The 19302-nt window shown below is 64.4% G+C and carries 19 protein-coding genes and 1 pseudogene; 11 read left to right on the top strand and 9 right to left on the bottom strand.

What is annotated here, in order from left to right; translation table 11 throughout:
• Positions 1 to 2: 2 nt before the first annotated feature.
• Positions 3 to 656 carry a class II aldolase/adducin family protein gene (locus tag ACP2YP_RS28495; RefSeq protein ID WP_426419572.1) on the bottom strand — a complete coding sequence of 218 codons (654 nt, stop codon included), beginning with the start codon at positions 654 to 656 and terminating at the stop codon, positions 3 to 5.
• A 171-nt stretch (positions 657 to 827) separates the two neighbouring features.
• A pseudogene (locus ACP2YP_RS28500) lies at positions 828 to 1449 on the bottom strand (MarC family protein).
• A gap of 150 nt (positions 1450 to 1599) precedes the next feature.
• On the opposite strand from ACP2YP_RS28500, the gene ACP2YP_RS28505 reads away from it, so the two are divergent.
• On the top strand, positions 1600 to 2169 hold the full coding sequence (locus ACP2YP_RS28505) for a ferritin-like domain-containing protein (RefSeq protein ID WP_426419573.1): 570 nt from the start codon (positions 1600 to 1602) through the stop codon (positions 2167 to 2169).
• A 14-nt stretch (positions 2170 to 2183) separates the two neighbouring features.
• Here ACP2YP_RS28505 and ACP2YP_RS28510 read toward each other — a convergent pair whose 3' ends face one another.
• Positions 2184 to 2357: a hypothetical protein gene (locus ACP2YP_RS28510; RefSeq protein WP_426419574.1), complete on the bottom strand. Its 174-nt coding sequence runs from the start codon at positions 2355 to 2357 to the stop codon at positions 2184 to 2186.
• Between ACP2YP_RS28510 and ACP2YP_RS28515 the strand changes: the two genes are divergently transcribed.
• Genes ACP2YP_RS28515 through ACP2YP_RS28525 form a run of 3 tightly spaced genes read left to right on the top strand, consistent with a single transcriptional unit; the run spans position 2356 to position 5314 of the window.
• The gene (locus tag ACP2YP_RS28515) at positions 2356 to 2739 is read left to right on the top strand and encodes an Hsp20/alpha crystallin family protein (protein WP_426419575.1); all 384 of its coding nucleotides are present in this window, start codon (positions 2356 to 2358) and stop codon (positions 2737 to 2739) included. The two genes, ACP2YP_RS28510 and ACP2YP_RS28515, sit on opposite strands and share 2 nt — an antisense overlap.
• A 9-nt stretch (positions 2740 to 2748) precedes the next feature.
• Positions 2749 to 5154, top strand: a complete 2406-nt coding sequence (gene lon / locus ACP2YP_RS28520) for an endopeptidase La (protein ID WP_426419576.1) — start codon at positions 2749 to 2751, stop codon at positions 5152 to 5154.
• A gap of 4 nt (positions 5155 to 5158) precedes the next feature.
• Entirely contained in the window at positions 5159 to 5314 is a 156-nt protein-coding gene (locus tag ACP2YP_RS28525) for a hypothetical protein (RefSeq protein ID WP_200472933.1), read from the top strand.
• Between the two features lie 75 nt (positions 5315 to 5389).
• Here the strand turns inward: ACP2YP_RS28525 and ACP2YP_RS28530 are convergent, their stop codons facing one another.
• From ACP2YP_RS28530 to ACP2YP_RS28550, 5 genes are all read right to left on the bottom strand, one after another.
• Positions 5390 to 5692 (bottom strand): HU family DNA-binding protein, encoded by a 303-nt coding sequence (locus tag ACP2YP_RS28530; protein WP_084805933.1) that lies wholly within the window; start codon positions 5690 to 5692, stop codon positions 5390 to 5392.
• Positions 5693 to 6042: 350 nt separating this feature from the next.
• Positions 6043 to 7506 carry a GH1 family beta-glucosidase gene (locus tag ACP2YP_RS28535; protein ID WP_426419577.1) on the bottom strand — a complete coding sequence of 488 codons (1464 nt, stop codon included), beginning with the start codon at positions 7504 to 7506 and terminating at the stop codon, positions 6043 to 6045.
• Positions 7507 to 7658: 152 nt separating this feature from the next.
• A complete protein-coding gene (locus tag ACP2YP_RS28540) occupies positions 7659 to 8066 on the bottom strand; it encodes a hypothetical protein (protein WP_426419578.1) in 408 nt (135 codons plus the stop codon).
• 135 nt (positions 8067 to 8201) lie between these two features.
• Positions 8202 to 10661 carry a TonB-dependent receptor gene (locus ACP2YP_RS28545; protein WP_426419579.1) on the bottom strand — a complete coding sequence of 820 codons (2460 nt, stop codon included), beginning with the start codon at positions 10659 to 10661 and terminating at the stop codon, positions 8202 to 8204.
• Positions 10662 to 10842: 181 nt separating this feature from the next.
• Complete coding sequence (locus ACP2YP_RS28550; protein ID WP_426419580.1) at positions 10843 to 12201, bottom strand: histidine kinase; 1359 nt, start codon at positions 12199 to 12201, stop codon at positions 10843 to 10845.
• A gap of 205 nt (positions 12202 to 12406) precedes the next feature.
• On the opposite strand from ACP2YP_RS28550, the gene ACP2YP_RS28555 reads away from it, so the two are divergent.
• Together ACP2YP_RS28555 and fghA are read left to right on the top strand one after the other, a co-directional pair.
• Positions 12407 to 13027 (top strand): response regulator, encoded by a 621-nt coding sequence (locus ACP2YP_RS28555; RefSeq protein ID WP_426419581.1) that lies wholly within the window; start codon positions 12407 to 12409, stop codon positions 13025 to 13027.
• An 88-nt stretch (positions 13028 to 13115) separates the two neighbouring features.
• Positions 13116 to 13961, top strand: coding sequence for an S-formylglutathione hydrolase (gene fghA / locus ACP2YP_RS28560; protein ID WP_426419582.1), 846 nt, complete (start codon positions 13116 to 13118; stop codon positions 13959 to 13961).
• A 167-nt stretch (positions 13962 to 14128) separates the two neighbouring features.
• On the opposite strand, the gene ACP2YP_RS28565 is transcribed toward fghA, so the two are convergent.
• Entirely contained in the window at positions 14129 to 14632 is a 504-nt protein-coding gene (locus ACP2YP_RS28565; RefSeq protein ID WP_426419583.1) for a DUF3280 domain-containing protein, read from the bottom strand.
• 127 nt (positions 14633 to 14759) lie between these two features.
• Between ACP2YP_RS28565 and ACP2YP_RS28570 the strand changes: the two genes are divergently transcribed.
• Genes ACP2YP_RS28570 through ACP2YP_RS28590 form a run of 5 tightly spaced genes read left to right on the top strand, consistent with a single transcriptional unit; the run spans position 14760 to position 19168 of the window.
• Positions 14760 to 15941 (top strand): ABC transporter substrate-binding protein, encoded by a 1182-nt coding sequence (locus tag ACP2YP_RS28570; protein WP_426419584.1) that lies wholly within the window; start codon positions 14760 to 14762, stop codon positions 15939 to 15941.
• Entirely contained in the window at positions 15926 to 16909 is a 984-nt protein-coding gene (locus ACP2YP_RS28575) for a YVTN family beta-propeller repeat protein (protein ID WP_426419585.1), read from the top strand. The genes ACP2YP_RS28570 and ACP2YP_RS28575 overlap by 16 nt, the downstream gene beginning before the upstream one ends.
• Positions 16906 to 17712 carry an ABC transporter ATP-binding protein gene (locus ACP2YP_RS28580; RefSeq protein ID WP_426419586.1) on the top strand — a complete coding sequence of 269 codons (807 nt, stop codon included), beginning with the start codon at positions 16906 to 16908 and terminating at the stop codon, positions 17710 to 17712. Before ACP2YP_RS28575 ends, ACP2YP_RS28580 begins: the two co-directional genes overlap by 4 nt.
• Positions 17709 to 18557, top strand: coding sequence for an ABC transporter permease (locus ACP2YP_RS28585; protein WP_426419587.1), 849 nt, complete (start codon positions 17709 to 17711; stop codon positions 18555 to 18557). Before ACP2YP_RS28580 ends, ACP2YP_RS28585 begins: the two co-directional genes overlap by 4 nt.
• Positions 18554 to 19168 carry a hypothetical protein gene (locus tag ACP2YP_RS28590; protein ID WP_426419588.1) on the top strand — a complete coding sequence of 205 codons (615 nt, stop codon included), beginning with the start codon at positions 18554 to 18556 and terminating at the stop codon, positions 19166 to 19168. Before ACP2YP_RS28585 ends, ACP2YP_RS28590 begins: the two co-directional genes overlap by 4 nt.
• Positions 19169 to 19302 lie beyond the last annotated feature (134 nt).

The following is a 19302-nucleotide window of genomic DNA, read 5'->3' on the forward strand; positions in this document are numbered from 1 at the left end:
CCCTACCCTTCCGACAGGCCGTAGCCGGCCATGCGACGGCGGACCCGTTCGATTTCAGCGCTCGACAGCAGCGGCGGTTTGCCGATCTGGAGACAGCCATGATATTGCCGCGCCAGCGTCTCGACCTCGACGGCGAGCCACATCGCCTTGTCGAGCGTCTTGCCGAGCGCGATCATGCCGTGATGGTCGAGCAGGCAGGCGAGCCGGCCGACCAGCGCGCGCACGGCATGCTCGGACAGTTCTGCCGTGCCGAAGGTGGCATAGGGCGCGCAGCGGATGTTGTCGCCGCCGGCGGCCGCGATCATGTAGTGCACCGGCGGGATGTCCATGCCCATGATCGCTAGGATGGTGCAATAGGTCGGATGGGCGTGCACGACGGCGTTGACGTCGGCGCGCGCCTTCAGGATGTCCAGATGGAAGCGCCACTCGCTGGACGGCTTCTGGTCGGGGGCATGCGAGCCGTCGATCGCCATGAACACGATCTGGTCCGGCGTCATGGCGTCATAGGGCACGCTGGTGGGCGTGATCAGAAGCCCCTTTCCATGCCGCAGGCTGATATTGCCGGAGGTGCCCTGGTTGATGCCGAGCGCGTTCATGCGGCGGCAGGCGTCGATGATGGCCTGTCTCTTGGCGAGCTCGTCCTCTGTCATCGACATCTCGATTTCATCTCGACCCTCTTGGCGATGGGCGCTTGTTAGACCGGGAGTACGTCAAAGCAATATGGCACTGCAAGAAAAAGCGGACAGGATCAGGCACCGTCTTGCTGGCGGCCCGGCCAATCTCAGAAATCTATTGTAAAATCAAACAATTAACAGATTGTCGCAGCTCTATGACAGGCCCGCCCGGACGGCCGCAATCCCGTTGATCACGAACTGCACTGGCCGCGAGCAGCATGCCGAGGACACGCGACAGCACGGCATTTCCGGTGCGCCCCAGCGTCCGCGCGATCAGGCTCGCCGAGACGAAGCAAAGCATGCAGATCAGGCAGACCGAGAGGACCACCGCCATAATGATCGCGAGCTTCGCCCCATAACCGACATCGCCCGCCAGCAGCAGCGTGGTCGCGATCGCCCCGGGGCCGGCCATCATGGGGATGGCGAGCGGAAACACGGCGACATCGGAGGCATGCTCTGCGGTCGCCTTGTCGGCCTCCCGCGCCTCGCGATGCGGCCGGTCACCGAAGATCATCTGGTAGGAGACGCCGAACAGGAGCAGTCCGCCGGCGATCTGGAACGCGGGGATGCCAATCCCAAGCTGGCGCAGCAGCCAGTTTCCGGCCAGCGCGATCACGACCAGGATCGAGGCCGCGATGAAGGGCGCGCGCAGCGCGACCGTCCGCTTGATCTTGTCGGGCATGCCCCCGGTCGCGGCAAGGAAGGCCGGCGCGAGGCCGACCGGATCGACCACCAGCAGCAGCGTCACGAAGGCGGACAGGGCGAAGTCGAGCATGGCTTGGGCGTCTCGGGCGAGCGTGGGTCGGACGGCCAGCCATAGCGGCTCGCGAGGACCTTCGCGAGGAACATTTGCAGACGCCGGCTCTTGATCGCGTGAGGATTGAGGAAGGACGTGCCTTCCCGTGTCGCCTCAAGAGGAGGATCCATGGCCAAACGAGCAAAGAAACGTGCACCTAAGAAAAAGACCGCATCGCGCCGCCCGCGTCAGGCGCCTAAGATGCTGAGCGACCTGTTTCTGGAGACGCTGAAAGACATCTATTTCGCCGAGAACAAGATCATCAAGACGCTGCCGAAGATGGCCAAGGCCGCCCATTCAAAAGACCTTTCGGCCGCCTTCAACAAGCATCTGCGCGAGACCCAGGGCCAGGTCAAACGTCTCGACCAGATCTTCAAGATGCTGGGCAAGCCCGCGCGCGGCAAGCCCTGCGAGGCGATCAACGGCATCACCGAGGAGGGCGCCGAGAACATGAAGGACTTCAAGAATGCCCCTGCCCTCGACGCCGGCCTGCTCGCCGCGGCCCAAGCCGTCGAGCACTACGAGATCTCCCGTTACGGCACGCTGCGCACGTGGGCCGAGGAGCTCGGCATGCCTGACGCCGCAAGGCTGCTTCAGGAGACGCTGGACGAGGAAGAGGCGACTGATCACACGCTGTCCGAGCTCGCCACCTCCGTTATCAACCTCGAAGCGGAAGCCGAGTACCGCGAAGCGGCCTGATCGGCAGGCCGTGCCTAACTAAAGCCTTCGACGCCGCGGAACGTCTCCGCGGCGTCGATGCGTTTGACGGCAAGGGCCTGCTCGCGTCCGAGGGCCAGGCATGCTGCAAGCGCACGATGCTGGATTTCCGGGGAACCATCCCCATATCGTCTTTTTCCAACCGCAGCGCCTTCCCCGAGTTTTGCCATGCAACCCAAAAATCCCTTCGACTGGATGCTGTCCGAAGCCCTGGACTCGCTCAACCGCGCCGAACGGATGCGGCAGCAGTTCGGCCGCCAGGAGGCTTGCTGGGAGCCCCCGATCGACGTGCTCGAGACCGAGCATGAGCTCCTGATCCTGGTCGCGCTCCCCGGCGTCAATCCGGACAATGTCGAGACGGTGATCCAGGACGGTGCGCTCGTCATCTCCGGCCAGCGCACGCTGCCGCCGGAGCTTCGCAACGCCCGCATCCACCGGCTCGAGCTGCCGCAGGGGCGTTTTGAGCGCCGCATTGCATTGCCCCTTGGCCGCTACGCCATCAGCCGCTTCGTCATGGACGGCTGCGTCGCACTGCGCCTCGCCAAATCCTGAGGGTCGATCATGGCCACCGAACAGATGAATACCGCACAGACCAATTCCCAGAACAATACTGACGTGAAGATCCCCGAAGACGCACTGATCATCGTCCCCGTGCGCGAGATGGTGCTGTTCCCCGGCGCCATCGCGCCGATCGCGATCGCGCGGCCGAAGTCCGTCGCCGCCGCGCAGCAGGCGCTGCGCGAGCAGCGACCGGTCGGCATCGTCCTGCAGCGCAGTCCCGAGACCGAGGAGCCCGGCCCGGACGATCTCTATCGCGTCGCGACCATCGCCAACATCGTGCGCTACATCACCGCGCCCGACGGCACCCATCACATTGTCTGCCAGGGCGTGCAGCGCGCGCGCATCCTCGACTTCCTGCCGGGGACGCCGTTCCCGGCCGCGCGGATCCAGCAGATCCCGGAGCCGACTACGTCCTCGCCCGAGATCGAGGCACGGGCGCTGAACCTGCAGCGCCAGGCCATCGAGGCGATCGAGCTGCTGCCGCAGGCGCCGCCCGAGCTGGTCGCGATGTTCCAGAGCACCACCGCGCCCGGCGCGCTGGCGGATCTGGCGACCTCTTTCATGGACATCAAGCCGCAGGACAAGCAGGAGGTGCTGGAGACCATCGACCTCGCCCTGCGCGTCGAGAAGGTGTCGAAGCATCTGGCCGAGCGGCTGGAGGTGCTGCGCATCAGCAATGAGATCGGCCAGAAGACCCGGGCCAGCTTCGACGAGCGGCAGCGCGAGGCGATCCTGCGCGAGCAGATGGCGACCATTCAGCGCCAGCTGGGCGAAGGCGACGGCAAGGCCGCCGAGGTCGCCGAGCTGACGGCTGCCATCGCCAAGGCCAACATGCCGCCGGAAGCGGATGCACACGCGAAGAAGGAGCTGCGCCGTTACGAGCGCATGCCCGAGGCCGCCGGTGAATCCGGCATGGTCCGCACGTATCTCGACTGGCTGATCGAGCTGCCGTGGGCGCTGCCCGCGGAGAAGCCGATCGACATCAAGGAGGCGCGTCGCATCCTGGATGCCGATCATTTCGGCCTGGAGAAGATCAAGAGCCGGATCATCGAATATCTGGCGGTGCGCAAGCTGGCGCCGCAGGGCAAGGCGCCGATCCTGTGCTTCGTCGGCCCGCCAGGCGTCGGCAAGACATCGCTCGGCCAGTCCATCGCACGCGCGATGGATCGCCCCTTCGTGCGCGTCAGCCTGGGCGGCGTGCATGACGAGGCCGAGATCCGCGGTCACCGGCGCACTTATATCGGTGCGCTGCCCGGCAACATCATCCAGGGCATCAAGAAGGCGGGCGCTCGCAACTGCGTCATGATGCTGGACGAGATCGACAAGATGGGCCGTGGCGTGCAGGGCGATCCCTCGGCCGCCATGCTGGAGGTGCTCGACCCCGAGCAGAACGGGACGTTCCGGGACAATTACCTGGGCGTGCCCTTCGACCTGTCGCGCGTGGTGTTCATTGCGACCGCCAACATGCTGGACCAGATTCCGGGTCCGCTTTTGGATCGCATGGAGCTGATCAGCCTGGCCGGTTACACCCAGGAAGAGAAGCTGGAGATCGCGCAGCGCTATCTGGTGCGGCGGCAGCTGGAGGCCAACGGCCTGACGGTCGAGCAGGCCGAGATCGAGCCGGAGGCGCTGAAGCTGATTGTCAAGGGTTACACCCGCGAGGCTGGCGTGCGTAACCTCGAGCGCGAGATCGGCAAGCTGTTCCGGCATGCCGCGGTGCAGGTCGCCGAAGGCACGGCTGCGAAGGTCGTGGTGACGCCACAGGACATCGCCACGGTGCTCGGCCAGCCGCGCTTCGAAGGCGAGATCGCGCAGCGCACCAGCATTCCCGGCGTGGCCACCGGCCTGGCCTGGACGCCGGTCGGCGGCGACATCCTGTTCATCGAGGCCTCGCGCGTGCCCGGCCGCGGCGGGATGATCCTGACCGGCCAGCTCGGCGAGGTCATGCGCGAGAGCGTGCAGGCGGCGCTGACGCTGGTGAAGAGCAGAGCCACGCAGCTCGGCATCGATCCCCAGGTGTTCGAGAAGAGCGACATTCACGTTCACGTGCCGGCGGGTGCAACCCCGAAGGACGGACCGAGCGCGGGCGTGGCGATGTTCACGGCGCTGACGTCACTGCTCACCAATCGCACGGTGCGGAGCGACACCGCGATGACCGGCGAGATCTCGCTGCGTGGGCTGGTCCTGCCGGTCGGCGGCATCAAGGAGAAGGTGGTGGCTGCGGCCGCTGCTGGACTGAGGCGGGTGATGCTGCCGGCGCGCAACAAGCGGGACTACGACGACATCCCGAAGAGCGCGCGGGACAACCTCGAATTCATCTGGCTGGAGCGTGTCGACGAGGCCATCGCCGCAGTGCTCGAGCCGGCTGAGGCCAAGGTCGATACGAAGGTCGAAGCGGCGGAGTGATGCGATGAAGAAACTGCTGGAAGAAGCGAAGCGATCGCGGACGACGCAGCGGCTGCGTCAGTTGCTCGATCGTGCCATCGACCGGGTGCGCGATGCGCTCGCAGGACCCGAGCCGCGGCTTCAGCCGATCCCGGTCCGGGTGAAGCGCCGCAAGGGCTGAACCCCTCCGACTCAGCCCTCGCGGTCACATACTCAGTACAAAAGGCCCCCTCTCATCGAGGGGGCCTTTGCGCTATCAGGCCACGGCGTCCTTGGCGGCCTTGACCGGGCGGGCGCGGACGATCTTCCGGGCCGGCTTGGCCTTGAACATCATCTCTTCGCCCGTGAACGGGTTGGTGCCCTTGCGAGCCTTGGTCGCGGGCTTCTTGATGACCACGAACTTGGCGAAGCCCGGCACCAGGAACAGGCCGTTCTTCTTGAGCTCCTTGTGGCCGACGTCCGTCAGCGTCTCCATGACGCTCTTGACGTCGCGCTTGGAAAGCTCGGTGGCGGTCGCGATCTTTTCGATCAACTGCGATTTGGACATTTGGGTCGGCATCGTGTCTCCTCTGATTCGTTGCCGGTTGCATATTAGACCAACCGGCGAAGGCCTAGAGCCTTCTGCACAGTTTTGTCGCGGTTTTACGGGCTTTTCTGGCCCCCTGTGGCAAAAAACCCCTGCTTTTTAGCTACTTCCTGACCGGAAGGTGCCTCGGGCAGCGGTTTTTGCCTTGTTTCAAAGGCCCGCAAGCAGCGTTGCTAAAGCTGATTCGATGCTTTCGACAAGCGACGACCGGCCTCTTGGCCGGAGGAGGAGCGCGATTCACCCTGAAAAATAAGGCTGGATCGCCGCATCGCGGTGGCGGCACAGTCTTGCGTCACCTCTCCGCGCCTGCAGGGAGAGACGACCTACGCTCCCGCAGCGTTGTTCGCGATGACGTTGCGATAGAAGCTCGCGCTCAGTTTCGGGGTGCGCACCTGGGTATCGAAATTGACGTGATAGAGCCCAAAGCGCTTGTTGAGCCCGAACACCCATTCAAAATTGTCCATCAGGCTCCAGAGGAAGTAGCCGCGCACCGGCGCTCCTTCCGCGGTGGCCCGCTGGAGCTGGGCGAGATAATTGCGCAGATACATGATGCGGTCGGTGTCGTAGATCTTGCCGTCCTGCATCACCTGGTCGTCGCCGGACGTACCATTCTCGCTGATATAGATCGCATCCGTCTTCCAGATATTTGCAGCGAGCTTCGGCACCCAGTAGATCGTCTCGGGGCCGACGCGCAGCCAGTCCGAATTCATGTGCGGGAAGGCTTTCGGGATCGGCAGCGGCACGAAGCCCGCACCCTGGTCGGAAGCGACGATGTAGTGCTGCGGCGCGTAGATGTTGAGGCCGAGGAAGTCGACCGGCGAGGAGATGATCTTCAGCTCTGCGTCGGTGTATTTCGGCGCGTCGGCGCCGGCGTATTGCAGGAACGCGTCGGTGTAGCGGCCCGTCATGATGACGTTGAGATAACCGGCGTTCATCTCGCGCAGCGCGATCTCGGCGGCGCGGACGTTCTCGGGCGTATCGATCGCGGGAATGCAGGCATCGATGTTCTCGGCCGGCCCGACGCGCGTGCCGCTGCGGCCATGGGCGCGCACCGCCTGCACGGCGAGCCCGTGCGCGAGCGCGCTGTTGTGCCGGATCTGGTTCACTTCGGCCTGCGGCAAGGTCAGGCCCGGCGCATCGATGCCGATGCCATAGCCGAAATAGACGAAGCGGCCGCTCTCGTTCAGCGTGAAGACGTTTTTAACGCGATCGGTCAGATGCTCGGTGACATAGGCCGCATAGTCGCCAAAGATCTTGCAGGTCTCGGTCGAGCGCCAGCCGCCAAAACGGTCCTGCAGGGATTGCGGCAAGTCCCAGTGATAGAGCGTCAGCCAGGGCTCGATGCCGTTCTTGAGAAGCTCGTCAATCAGGCGATTATAGAAGTCGAGCCCTTTCGGGTTCGGCTTGCCGTCTCCATCCGGAAACACCCGCGGCCAGGCCACCGAGAAGCGATAGGCCTTGCAGCCGAGCTGCTTGATGAGCGCGATATCGTCCTTGTAGCGGTGATAATGCTCGTTGGCGCGGTCGCCGGTGGTGCCGTCCTCGATCTTGCCGGGGATGCGGACGAACTTGTCCCAGATCGAGGCCCCTCGCCCGTCCTCGTCGACCGCGCCCTCGACCTGATAGGACGAGGTCGCCGTGCCCCAGAGGAAATTTTGCGGAAAGCCGCCGGCGCTGCGCGGTGACGACGTCGGCTTGGCTTCGACTGACGACACGGGACTGGCCATTCCGGCTGCGGAAAGCCCCGCCAATTTCGCGAACCGGCGACGCGAGACCTTGTCCGACATTGATGCTGCCCCGAGACGATTGATGCGGCGGCACAATGCCGGGCTGCAGGCGGTTTGAAAAGCGCCAGCACCGAAGTTTGAGGATGCAGAATTGCCCCGGGGGCGCGACATGTCGATGCAGGCGAAGCGGCGCGCCGCGACGGCTTCAGCGCTCAGCGCGAGCGCTTCGGCAGCTTTGGAAACTTGCCGGGATCGAACGCCGGAACCTGCCCTGTTGGTTCAGGTACCGCCGCCGGCTGTTCCGTCCGAATGAGCGTTCCCTGGAGGACGACTCCCCCTGCCTGCCCGGCCGTCGCCGTGTAGGTCGCGACCTTGCCGGGGCACGTGCCCTCGATGTCCAGCGTCAGTTCATCATAGACGCCGAAGACGGTGACACGTCCTTCGGTATGACGCTTCGTCGACACGGTCGCGGTGAAGCGATCGCCATCGACCTTGCAGGAGCCATGATACGTCATCAGGCTGTCGCGGCCCCAAATCTGGCCGTCTGCGACATGGACGATGCCGGTGCCCTGGTCGAGCGGCGTCTTGTACCACGCCGCGTAGGTACCGTCCTTCAGCATGGGACAGTCTCCCTTGGTCTACCCATGCCGATCATCCGCACGGTTAGCACTAAGGATCGGTTAATTGCGCGACCCGTGTCATTCCGGTAGCGAGCGACACAAACGGTAGTCGCTCGTCGGCTCCTCCACCCCGCTTCAGAACGTCACCCGCGCGCCCGCATAGAACGCCCTTGGCCTTGCCGGGCTCAGCGAGCGTGGGTCCGTGAAGGGGTTTCCGCCGTTGGTGAAATTCGGCAGAGCGCCGGTGTCGAAGAACTGTCCGTAGGTCGCGTAGCGGTTGTCGAAGATGTTGTCTATCTTGCCGTAGAGCTGGAAGTTCTTGGTGACCTGATAGGACGTGTGCAGGTTGAAGACCGTGTAGGACGGCAGCTTCGAATATTGGTTGGATTCATCGCCGACCAGGTATTGGCTGGAGACGAACAGCGCATGACCGCCAACCTTCCACTCGTCGGTGACGGCGTATTCGACACCGACCTTGACGCGGTGACGCGGGATCGCGGGGATCTGGTTGCCGGGCAGGACGTGGATGTTGCCGGCGGCATCGGCGAACGGGCTGTTCGAGCCGAGCGTCAATGCGTCGAGGAAGCGGGCATCGACGAAGCTGTAGCTCGCCTGGAACTGAAGCGTCGGTGATTTGATGTTGACCTCGGCCTCGAGCCCCTGCCGCCGTGTCCTGCCGACGTTGGTGAAATAGCCAAAGCCGGTCCGGTCGGGAACGGGGACGGCCAGGATGTCGTCATAGTTGGTGGCGCGGAAGCCGCCGATCTTCCATCCGAGCGTGCCGATGTTCAGCTCCTTGCTACCGCGCAGGCCCGCTTCCACGGTCTTGGACACGACCTGCTTCAACGGCGGGTCGGAGACCAGAAATGCGGCGATGAGACAGGGATTGTTCGGATCGGCGCAGCCGAGCTCGAGCGGTGTCGGCACGCGGTTCGCCTCGGAGTAGCCGGCATAGGCGGTCAGTTCCGGCGTGATCTTGTAGGTCCCGCCGATCACCGGATTGAAGCGGGTGTAGGTGTAGTCGCCATTGAGCGCGGTGCCGAGCTGGTCTTCCAGCGAGATGCGCGCCACGTTGAAGCGGCCTCCGCCGGTGATCGCGAAGGCATCCGTGACGTTGAACGTATCCATCGCATACACGCCGTTATATTGATTGACGGTCCGCAGCGAGACGGGACCGGCAAATCCGGTGTCGATCGTGCCGGTCGGCCCCAGGAAGAGGCCACCGCCGCTCACGACATAATTCTCTCCGATCGAACCGATCTCGGCGACGGCATCGTAGCGCGTGACGCTGGCATCATAGCTTGTGCCCATCACGAAGCGATTCTCGTGCCCGAACAAACGATCGGTGTTGGTGGCCTGCCCCGATACGCCAAAGCTGGTCGACCGTATCGAACTGCGGTCGATCTCACCGAGGATCGTTCCCGACGCGAAGGGATTGCCAAGCTGCACGCCATTGGTGCCATTCGCGGGCGTCGCGCCGTCGCCGAAGCACAGCAGCGTCGCGTCCGCCGTGCACGCGCCGACGTTGGTTGGATTGCCGTCGACGACCTTCTGCTCGTACCTGCGCACATGCGCGGTGCCTTCGAGCGTCCAGGTCGGCGTCGCGTCGGCCTTGGCAGTCAGGTTGAGATAGCCGACGCGGTTGGAGCTGGTCTGCGGTGTCGTGTAGGTCGCGCCCCAATATTTATCCAGGAGCTCGGCCGGAACGGTGGCGTTGGCGCCGAAATCGTTCTTGGCGACCCCCATATTGACGTGGAATTCGCTGTCGCCCGCCTTGTAGCCGACGTCACTGTAGAAGCGCCGCACGTCCGATTGGGAGAAGTTGCGGAAACCGTTGTCGTGCAGGCCTTCGAGCGCGGCGTAGATGCCGTAGTTCTGGTCGACCTGCTTGCCCCATTGCGCCGAGCCCTGGATGCGGCCGAACGAACCGCCCATGACATCAAGCTCTGCGCCTTGATAGGTGAAACCATCCTTCATTTGCAGATTGATCGCGCCCCCGAGCGCGTTGAGGCCGAAGGCGGGGTTATTGGTCACCAGCGTCACGGACCTGATCGCCGCGGTCGGGATCAGGTCCCAGTTGACGGCGTCCGAGAAGGCTTCGTTGATGCGCACGCCGTTCTGGTACACCGCGAGGCCTTGCGGCGTGCCTGTTACGGGCGAGGCGACAAAGCCGCGAAACTCGACGTTTGGCTGGAACGGGTTGCCGGTGACCTCGCTGATGCTGACCCCGGCGATGTTGTCGCGCAGCGCATCCGTGACGTTGAGCGAGCCGGTGCGCTTGATCTGGTTGGCGTCAACGGCGTTGATCGCCGACGGAACCTTGTCGACCTCGAGACCCCTGCCGGCACCAGGCGCTGTCGGATAGACGTAAATCCTGCCGGTCGTGGGCTTGCCGACGCTTGCAGCCGTCCGCGCAACCGGCCGTGACGGTGCACGCCGGGCGGTTGGCTGCGGCGCCACCACCTCGATCGCGGGCAGGTTTTGAACGTTGGTCTCCTCGTCCTGCGCAGCGCGGGCGTTGGTCCCGAAACAGAGTCCAGACACCAACCCGGTCGAGACCATCAGCAGACGTCGCGCGTGTCCCAGCTTGCGCATTCCCGTTGTCCCACCCGTAACCTTCGGCTATTTTGGTTTTCGCCGTTTGGTTGTGACGAGTGTAGTCGGCGGCGGCTCACGCACCAGCCACAAAAGGTCGGGCACAATCCGCGCCCGTTTTCCCGACGAAATCGGGAATTTTTCCCGATTGAAAAATTGTCCCCGATTTAACCGGGCGCGATCAAGCCGCCGCGGTTGGAACCAGTGCCTCCACGGTGACGCCGCCCTCGCCCGACGCCACGTTGAGCGTGCCACCCAGCGCCAGAATACGCTCGCGCATACCGACGAGGCCGAAGCCGAGTTTTTGGCCCGGCTCGAAACCGCAACCGTTGTCGCTGACCCGCACCCGGGCACAGCAGCGGCCGTCGCGGCCTGGCTGCTCCGCCGGCTCGATCACGACATTGATCGCGGTAGCGCCGGCATGGCGGAACGCGTTGGTGAGCGCCTCCTGCACGACCCGGTAGATGGTGAGGTCGGCGGTCTCGCCCGTAACCCCCAGCGCCGGCGAGATCGTGGTCTTGATGGTCACGTCGGGATACGATTCCCGCCACAGCCGCGACAGCGATTCCAGCGCCTTGCCAAGGCCAAGCTCGGCAAGGCCGACGGGCCTCAAGCGCTCCAGCACGCGACGGGTGAACTGCTGCAGCGCGTTGATCTGCTCGAGAAGCGCGCCGCCGTGTTTTCGCACGGCGTCTGCACTCGGCGCTCGCCCGTCGGCGAGCTTCGCCAAAGCGCTGGCATGCGCGCGCAACGAGAACAGATACGGCCCGAATTCGTCGTGCAGCTCGCGCGCGATCTCCTTGCGCTCGACGTCCTGCAGCGACACCGCGCGCTCGGCAAGCCGCCGCTTGTCCTCGACCGCCTCGCCAAGCGTCGCCGCGAGATGATTGAGCTTGGTGCAGATCGCAGCCAACTCTGGCGCGCCGCCGGGCGTTGCGCGCGCGTCGTAACGGCCGCCCTCGAGCTCGCCCATCGTCTGTGTGAGCGACTCCAGCGGCGCGAGCGCCCGGCCGACGACCGTCATCATCACCAGGAACAGCGCCAGCGCGATGACAGAACCGACCTCGAGCTGCGTCACGATGGCGTCCCAGATCTCGGCGATCTCGTCATTGGGATGCGAAGTGATCACCAGCGAGCCGGGCTTGCCACGGACCAAGACCGGCACGCTGACGGCGGTCTGCTCGGGATGAACCAGGCTGACGAACCAGGCCGGCGGCCCTGACGTATCGTCATCGGTATCGGGCCGCGGTGGCGTCAGCGGGTTCCCGCCGGCGTCGCGGAGTGCGATGCTGACATGGCGGAGGCGATTGAGGTCTCGCGCGATCTGGTCCAGCCTGGCGTCGGGATCCGGAGCCTCGTTGAGATCGGCAACGATCATCTCGATGAACTCGCGCGCCAGCCGGATCACGCTCTGGTCCTCGGCCTGCACGCGGGGACCGGCCTCCGCGACCTGGCGGGCGATGTTGACGGCGAGCCCGAGTGCAAGCAGCAGCGCCAGCAGGAGGTTGATGCGCCCGCGCAAGGATAGATTTTGCCACATTGCTTTCGCCTGCCTCACGAAGGATCGCTCGTCCGTCCGATAGCGTTGACAGAGACGAAGCGCCCGATATCTAATCGGAAGCGTACAGCAATCCCGGCCGGGTTGCATGATCCGACATGAGACGCGCGCGTCTCGCCTCGTTCGGCATCATGCGGCGCAAAACAGGCAAGTTCTATCAGGGAACGCGCTGTCGCGGGGAACGCTTATGCGCATTCTGATCGTCGACGATCATCCCATTGTCGCCTCCGGCTGCCGCGCCGTGCTGGCCGACGAAGGTGAGATCGAGATCTTGGAGGCCGCCGATGCCGAGGACGGCGAGTGCGTCTTCATCGTCGAGCGCCCCGATCTCTGTATCATCGACATCAACCTGCCGACCGTCTCCGGCTTCGAGCTCGCGCGCCGCATCCTCGAACGCGCGCCCGAGGCCCGCATCATCATGTTCAGCATGAACGACGATCCGGCCTTCGCCGCGCGCGCGATCGAATGCGGCGCCAAGGGTTACGTCTCCAAGACCGGCGACCCCGACGATCTCGTCGAGGCGATCCACGCCGTCGGCGGAGGCGGCAATTACCTTCCGAGCGCGATCGCGCGCAGCATCGCCTTCGCAGGGCCCGCACTGGCGCAAAGCCCGCTGTCGAAGCTGAATGCGCGCGAGATGGAGATTTTACGGCTGCTCAGCGCCGGAAAGAGCCTGTCCGAGATCGCCTGGCTGGTGCAATCGTCCTACAAGACGGTCGCGAACACCTCCTCGATCATGCGCCAGAAGCTCGGCGTGAAGACCTCGGTCGAGCTGGTACGGCTGGCGATCGACAGCGGTGTGGCCTGATCTTGCGTTAGACTTGGCGCGCGCCACAAATTTCGGTCACACAAGCATTGCATTCTTGATGTGGTGAGATGCCACGGAGCACAACGGCATGGCGATCCAGACTGTCTCGACCAACACGTCCTATGGCGGCGTCCAGGGCGTGTATCGCCATGCGAGCGCGGCGACCGGAACCGACATGGTGTTCTCGGTCTATGTGCCGCCGCATGCCGACGGCGCCAGGCTGCCCGTGGCCTGGTATCTCTCCGGTCTCACCTGCACCCATGCCAACGTCACCGAGAAGGGCGAATTCCGCAAAGCCTGCGCCGAGCTTGGCCTGATCTTCGTCGCCCCCGACACCAGCCCGCGCGGACCCGACGTGCCGGGCGATGCCAACAATGCCTATGATTTCGGCCTTGGCGCCGGCTTCTATGTCGACGCCACGGAACCGCCGTTCGCACGCAATTACCGCATGTGGAGCTATGTCACCGACGAGCTGCCGAAGCTGGTCGCGGAACATTTTCCGGTCGATGCCAAGCGGCAATCGGTGATGGGCCATTCCATGGGCGGCCACGGCGCGTTGACCGTGGCGCTGCGCAACCCGCACCGCTATCGCGCGGCCAGCGCCTTCGCTCCAATCGTGGCACCATCACAGGTGCCGTGGGGGATCAAGGCGCTGACTGGCTATCTCGGAGCGAACAAGGACGCCTGGCGCAACCACGATACGGTGGCGCTGATCGAGGACGGCGCGAAGTATTCCGGCTTCCTCGTCGACGTCGGCGAGGCCGACAATTTCCTGAAAGAGCAGCTCAAGCCCGAATTGCTCCAGGCGGCCTGCACCAAGGCCAACATCCCGCTGACGCTGCGGCGTCAGCCGGGCTACGACCACAGCTATTATTTCATCTCGACGTTCATGAGCGACCACCTGCACTGGCATGCGGAGAGATTGAAGGGGTGAGGAGCGCTCTCTCCTCTCCCTCTCCCCGTTCTTACGGGGAGAGGGTTGGGGTGAGGGTCTGCTTCGGCAAAGGCAGTGAGAGTTGGACTCGCGGAGACTCCCCCTCACCCGGAATTTGCTTTCGCAAATTCCGGCCTCTCCCCGCACGCGGGGAGAGGCGAAGAGACCTACTCCGGCTTGCCGTAATTCGGCGCGAGCAGGCGGTTGCGGATCAAGTAGCTCATCGTGCGCGACCAGGATTCGTCGGTGTTGCCGCGCATATCGGCGCTGGCCGCCGTGATCATCTTGCCGGTCTTCACGTCGCGCAGATAGATGTTCAGATTGATGATCAGGTTCGAGACCTTCTGCACCATGCCGGTGATCTCGAGGTCCGCACCTAACTGTCCGGCAAGCTTGAGGTCGCAACCACCGCAGGCCTGCAGATTGGCGTGACGGGCGGCGTCCCGCACCGGCGCGATGTCGAGCAGCTGGAACCGGCCTGACTCAGCCAGTTCCTTGCGCAGCTGGTCGCTGATATGCGCGAGCCGCACTTCTTCCGACTTCGAGCCGTAGAACTCGCCGGGCAGGCTGGTGTCGATCAGCTCGAAATCGAACACGGCAAGTTTCGGCGGATCGGCGAACGCCGGCGAACCCATCAGCAGCAAAGCCGCGAAACATATCAGCGTTCGCATAATCGTGATTCCGCTTGTCGTGTCGCGACGACCAAATGCGGGGTTGCAAGCCCGGCCAAATCGGTCATGCTTCAACAGAGACAATTCTTCACCGACGGTCAAGCCGGGGAGAACGTCAGGAGGAAGCATGATCCGATGGTTGCTCGGCCCGATCGGTCTGTGTCTGGCAGCGATGCAAGCGCTCGCGGCCGACCCGGTCACGATCGGCGTCGGCTATCTCGGTGTAGCCGGCACCAGATCGACGCTCTCGCTGGTCGAGCAGCCCGCGGACAATGACGGCGTCGCTGGCGCTAAGCTCGCGATCGAGGACAACAACACCACCGGAAAATTCCTGGGCCAGCGCTTCACGCTTGAAGAGCGCCGCATCAGGCAAGGTGAGGACGTGGTCCAGGCCGCGACCGCGCTTGCCGAGCACAACGGCTTCATCATCACCGACCTGCCTGCCGATGCGCTGTTGAAGGTCGCCGACGCCTTGCGCGATCGCGGCACCTTGCTGTTCAACGCCGGCGCCATCGACGAGCGGCTGCGCGAGGCCGATTGCCGCGCCAATGTCATCCACGCCGCACCGACACGCTCGATGCTGGCCGACGCACTCGGCCAGTACCTGGTGTGGAAGCGATGGCCGCGCTGGCTGCTGGTGGTCGGCTCGCATGACGAGGACAAGCTCTACGCCGCTGCACTCCGTCGCGCTGCCACGCGATTCGGCGCCAAGATCGTGCAGGAGCGTACCTTCGAAGACACCGGCGGCGCGCGCCGCACGGACTCCGGCGTGACGTTGATCCAGCGGCAGATGCCCGTGTTCACGCAGCAGGCGCCCGCCTACGACGTGCTGGTCGCCGCCGACGAGAGCGAGGTGTTCGCAGCCTATCTGCCTTACCGCACCTGGGACCCCCGCCCCGTCGCGGGCTCGGCCGGCCTGGTGCCGCGCAGCTGGGACGCCGCACAGGACCAATGGGGCGCGACGCAGATGCAGAACCGCTTCATGAAGCTGAATTCGCGGCGCATGACCGCGCTCGACATGCAGGCCTGGACGGCCGTGCGCATGATTGGCGAGGCCACCTCGCGCACCCATTCCGGCGACGTCAAGAAGGTCACGGATTTTATCAAGGGTCCGGATTTTTCGGTCGCCGCTTTCAAGGGCACCAAGCTGACGCTGCGCGACTGGAATCTGCAATTGCGCCAGCCGATCCTGCTGGTCGATGGCCGCATGGTGGTGTCGGTGTCGCCGCAGGAAGGGTTTCTGCACCAGGTCTCCGAGCTCGACACGCTCGGCTACGATCGCCCGGAGAGCAAATGCAAGCTGAAATGAAGACACGGATGTTGCGTGCGGGACTGCTGTCCGGACTGGTGCTGGCGGCAGCGCCCGCCCATGCCTTCATCGCCTATGTCTCGAACGAGAAGAGCAACACGGTGTCGGTGATCGACACCGACAGCTGGACCGTGACCAAGTCCATCAAGGTCGGCCAGCGCCCGCGCGGGATCGAGTTCTCGCGCGACGGAAAATTCGTGATGGTCGCGGTCGGCGACGACGACACTATCCAGGTGATCGATGCCAAGACGCAAGCCGTTGTCGACACCCTGCCCTCCGGTCCTGACCCCGAATTATTCACGCAGGATGCCGCGGGCAAGACACTCTATGTCGCCAACGAGAACGACAACACGGTGACCGTGATCGACCTCGAGAAGCGCGCACGCCTCGGCGACATCCAGGTCGGCGTCGAGCCCGAGGGCATGACCATCAGCCCCGACGGCAAGATTCTGATCAACACGTCCGAGACGACCAACATGGCGCATTTCATCGACACTTCTTCGCGCCAGATCGTCGCCAACGTGCTGGTCGATGCGCGGCCGCGCTTTGCCGAGTTCAAGCACGATGCCTCCGAATTGTGGGTGTCCTCCGAGATCGGCGGCGCCGTGTCGATCGTCGACCCGCAGAAACACGAGGTCATCGGCAAGGTCAATTTCGAGATTCCCGGCTTGAGAAAAGAGGCCATCCAGCCGGTCGGCATCGGCATGACCAAGGACGACAAGACCGCCTTCGTCGCGCTCGGCCCCGCCAACCGCGTCGCCGTGGTCGACGTCGCCTCGCGCAAGGTGACGAAATATCTGCTGGTCGGCCAGCGCGTCTGGCACATGGCGTTCACGCCGGACGAAAAATATTTGCTCACCACCAATGGCGTGTCCAACGACGTTTCCGTCATCGACGTTGCCGCGCAAAAGGTGATCAAGACCATTCAGGTGGGCGAACTGCCCTGGGGCATCACGATCGCGCCATGACCAGCCCCGCCCCCATCGCCGAACCTCGCGAGACGCCACGGCCTGATCCGGCCGCGGTGCCCGCGCTGTCGATCGACGGCGTCAGCCATTCTTACGGCCCGCGTCGCGCGCTGATCGACGTCTCCTTCAACGTGCAGCCCGCGAGTTTTACCGCGCTGCTCGGCCTGAACGGCGCCGGCAAGAGCACGCTGTTCTCGCTGATCACGCGGCTGTTCGGCATCCAGACCGGTCGCGTCGGCATTTTCGGCCATGATATCAGCCGCAGGCCCGGCGAGGCGCTGAGGCTGCTTGGCGTCGTGTTCCAGCCGCGCACGCTCGATCTCGATCTGTCGCTGACACAGAACCTGCTCTATCACGCCGCCCTCCACGGCATCAGCCGTCGCGAGGCGGCCGCGCGCAGCGCCGAGCTGCTCGCGCGCATTGGCCTCTCCGACCGCGCCGGCAGCAAGGTGCGCGATCTCTCCGGCGGCCAGATGCGGCGGCTGGAGATCGCCCGTGCGCTGCTGCACCGGCCGCGGCTGTTGCTGCTGGACGAGCCGACCGTCGGGCTCGATGTCAAGGCGCGGGCCGATATCATCAGCCATGTCCGCCAGCTCGTGACCGAGCAAGGCATCGGCGTGCTCTGGGCCACGCATCTGTTCGACGAGATCATGGCCGGCGACGACCTCGTAGTGCTGCACCAGGGCAAGGTGCTGGCACGGGGGCCGATGAGCCGCGTCATTACCGAGGCCGGCGCGCAGGACGTCAATACCGCCTTCATGCGCCTGACCGGCGCGCAAACCATGCCGGGGGGCGGCGCATGAGCAGCATCACCACGCGCGATGCGCCGCGCGGCTTCTCGGCCAGCGAGTACATGACCTGCCTCACCGGCATTGTCTGGCGCGAGGGCCTGCGCTTCCTGCATCAGCGCGAGCGCTTCGTCTCGGCGCTGGTGCGCCCCCTGGTGTGGCTGTTCATCTTCGCCGCCGGTTTCCGCCAGGTGCTCGGCATTTCCATCATCCCGCCTTACGAGACCTACATCCTCTACGAGGTCTTTATCGCGCCGGGGTTGATGGCGATGATCCAGCTCTTCAACGGCATGCAGTCCTCGCTCTCGATGGTCTACGACCGCGAGATGGGCAATATGCGCACGCTGCTGGTGAGCCCGCTGCCGCGCGGCTTCCTCCTGTTCTGCAAGCTGCTCGCGGGCACCGCGGTGTCGCTGCTCCAGGTCTATGCGTTCCTGATCATCGCCTGGTTCTGGGACATCACGCCTCCCCCGATCGGCTATCTCACCGTGCTGCCGGCGCTGATCCTGTCAGGGCTGATGCTGGGCTCGCTCGGCATGCTGATCTCCTCCGGCATCAAGCAGCTCGAAAATTTTGCCGGCGTGATGAATTTCGTGATCTTCCCGATGTTCTTTGCCTCCTCGGCGCTCTACCCGCTCTGGCGGGTGCAGGAGGGCAGCCCCTATCTCTACTATGTCTGCCAGGCCAATCCGTTCACCCATGCGGTCGAGCTGATCCGCTTCGCGCTGTACGGGCAGGTCAACTGGGTCTCGCTGGCCGTGGTCGGAGCTTGCACGATCGTCTTCATGATCGCGGCGATCTATGCCTATGATCCCTCGCGCGGGCTGGCACGGCGCGGGCCTGCCGGAGGCGAAGGATGATGGTTCGGACACTTGCCATGGCAGCCCTTGCGTTCGCGGTCTCGACCGCCGCCGCACGCGCAGCCGATCCGCGCTATCCCGACTGGCCCTGTGCGCAGGCCAAGGTGCCGGACATTTCGCTCGCGGCGGTCTGGGCTGGCCCGGCGCTCGACGACGCCGAGAGCAAGTGGAAGGACGACAGCAAGGTCAGCGCGCTGGTCTCGAAGCTCGCCGCGCGCAAGACGCCGCTGGACGAGGCCGAGAAGTTGGTGAAGGAGTTTTTGACCGGTTCCGCCGCCGACAAGACGACCAACGCAAAGCTGCTGTTCACCGGCCTGTTCGACACGCTGAATGCCCAGCGCTCGCAGGTCATGAGCGGGCTCGAACGCGTCAGCCGCAAGCAGCGCGAGGCCGCCGACAGGATCCGCGAGGAGACCGTCCAGCTCCAGGCGCTCCAGGACGCAACGCCGCGTGACGACGCCAAGGTCGACGCCATGAGCAACCAGCTGATCTGGGAGACCCGCATCTTCGAGGACCGCCGCAAGGTGGTGCGCTTCGTCTGCGAGGTTCCGACCATGATCGACCAACGCCTGTTCGCGCTCGGCCGCGTCATCCAGCAGGAAATGGAATAGCGTCAGCCCTGCTGACGACTTTCATAAAAGTTCCCGCGATATCAACGCGATCATTAATGTTTGTCGCGCTATCTGCCGGAACCAAATCGATCTAGGATGGCTTGTGGATGTGAATCTCCAACGCCGGGAGGCCT

The organism is Bradyrhizobium genosp. A (assembly GCF_049949275.1).
Classification (GTDB): Bacteria; Pseudomonadota; Alphaproteobacteria; order Rhizobiales; family Xanthobacteraceae; genus Bradyrhizobium.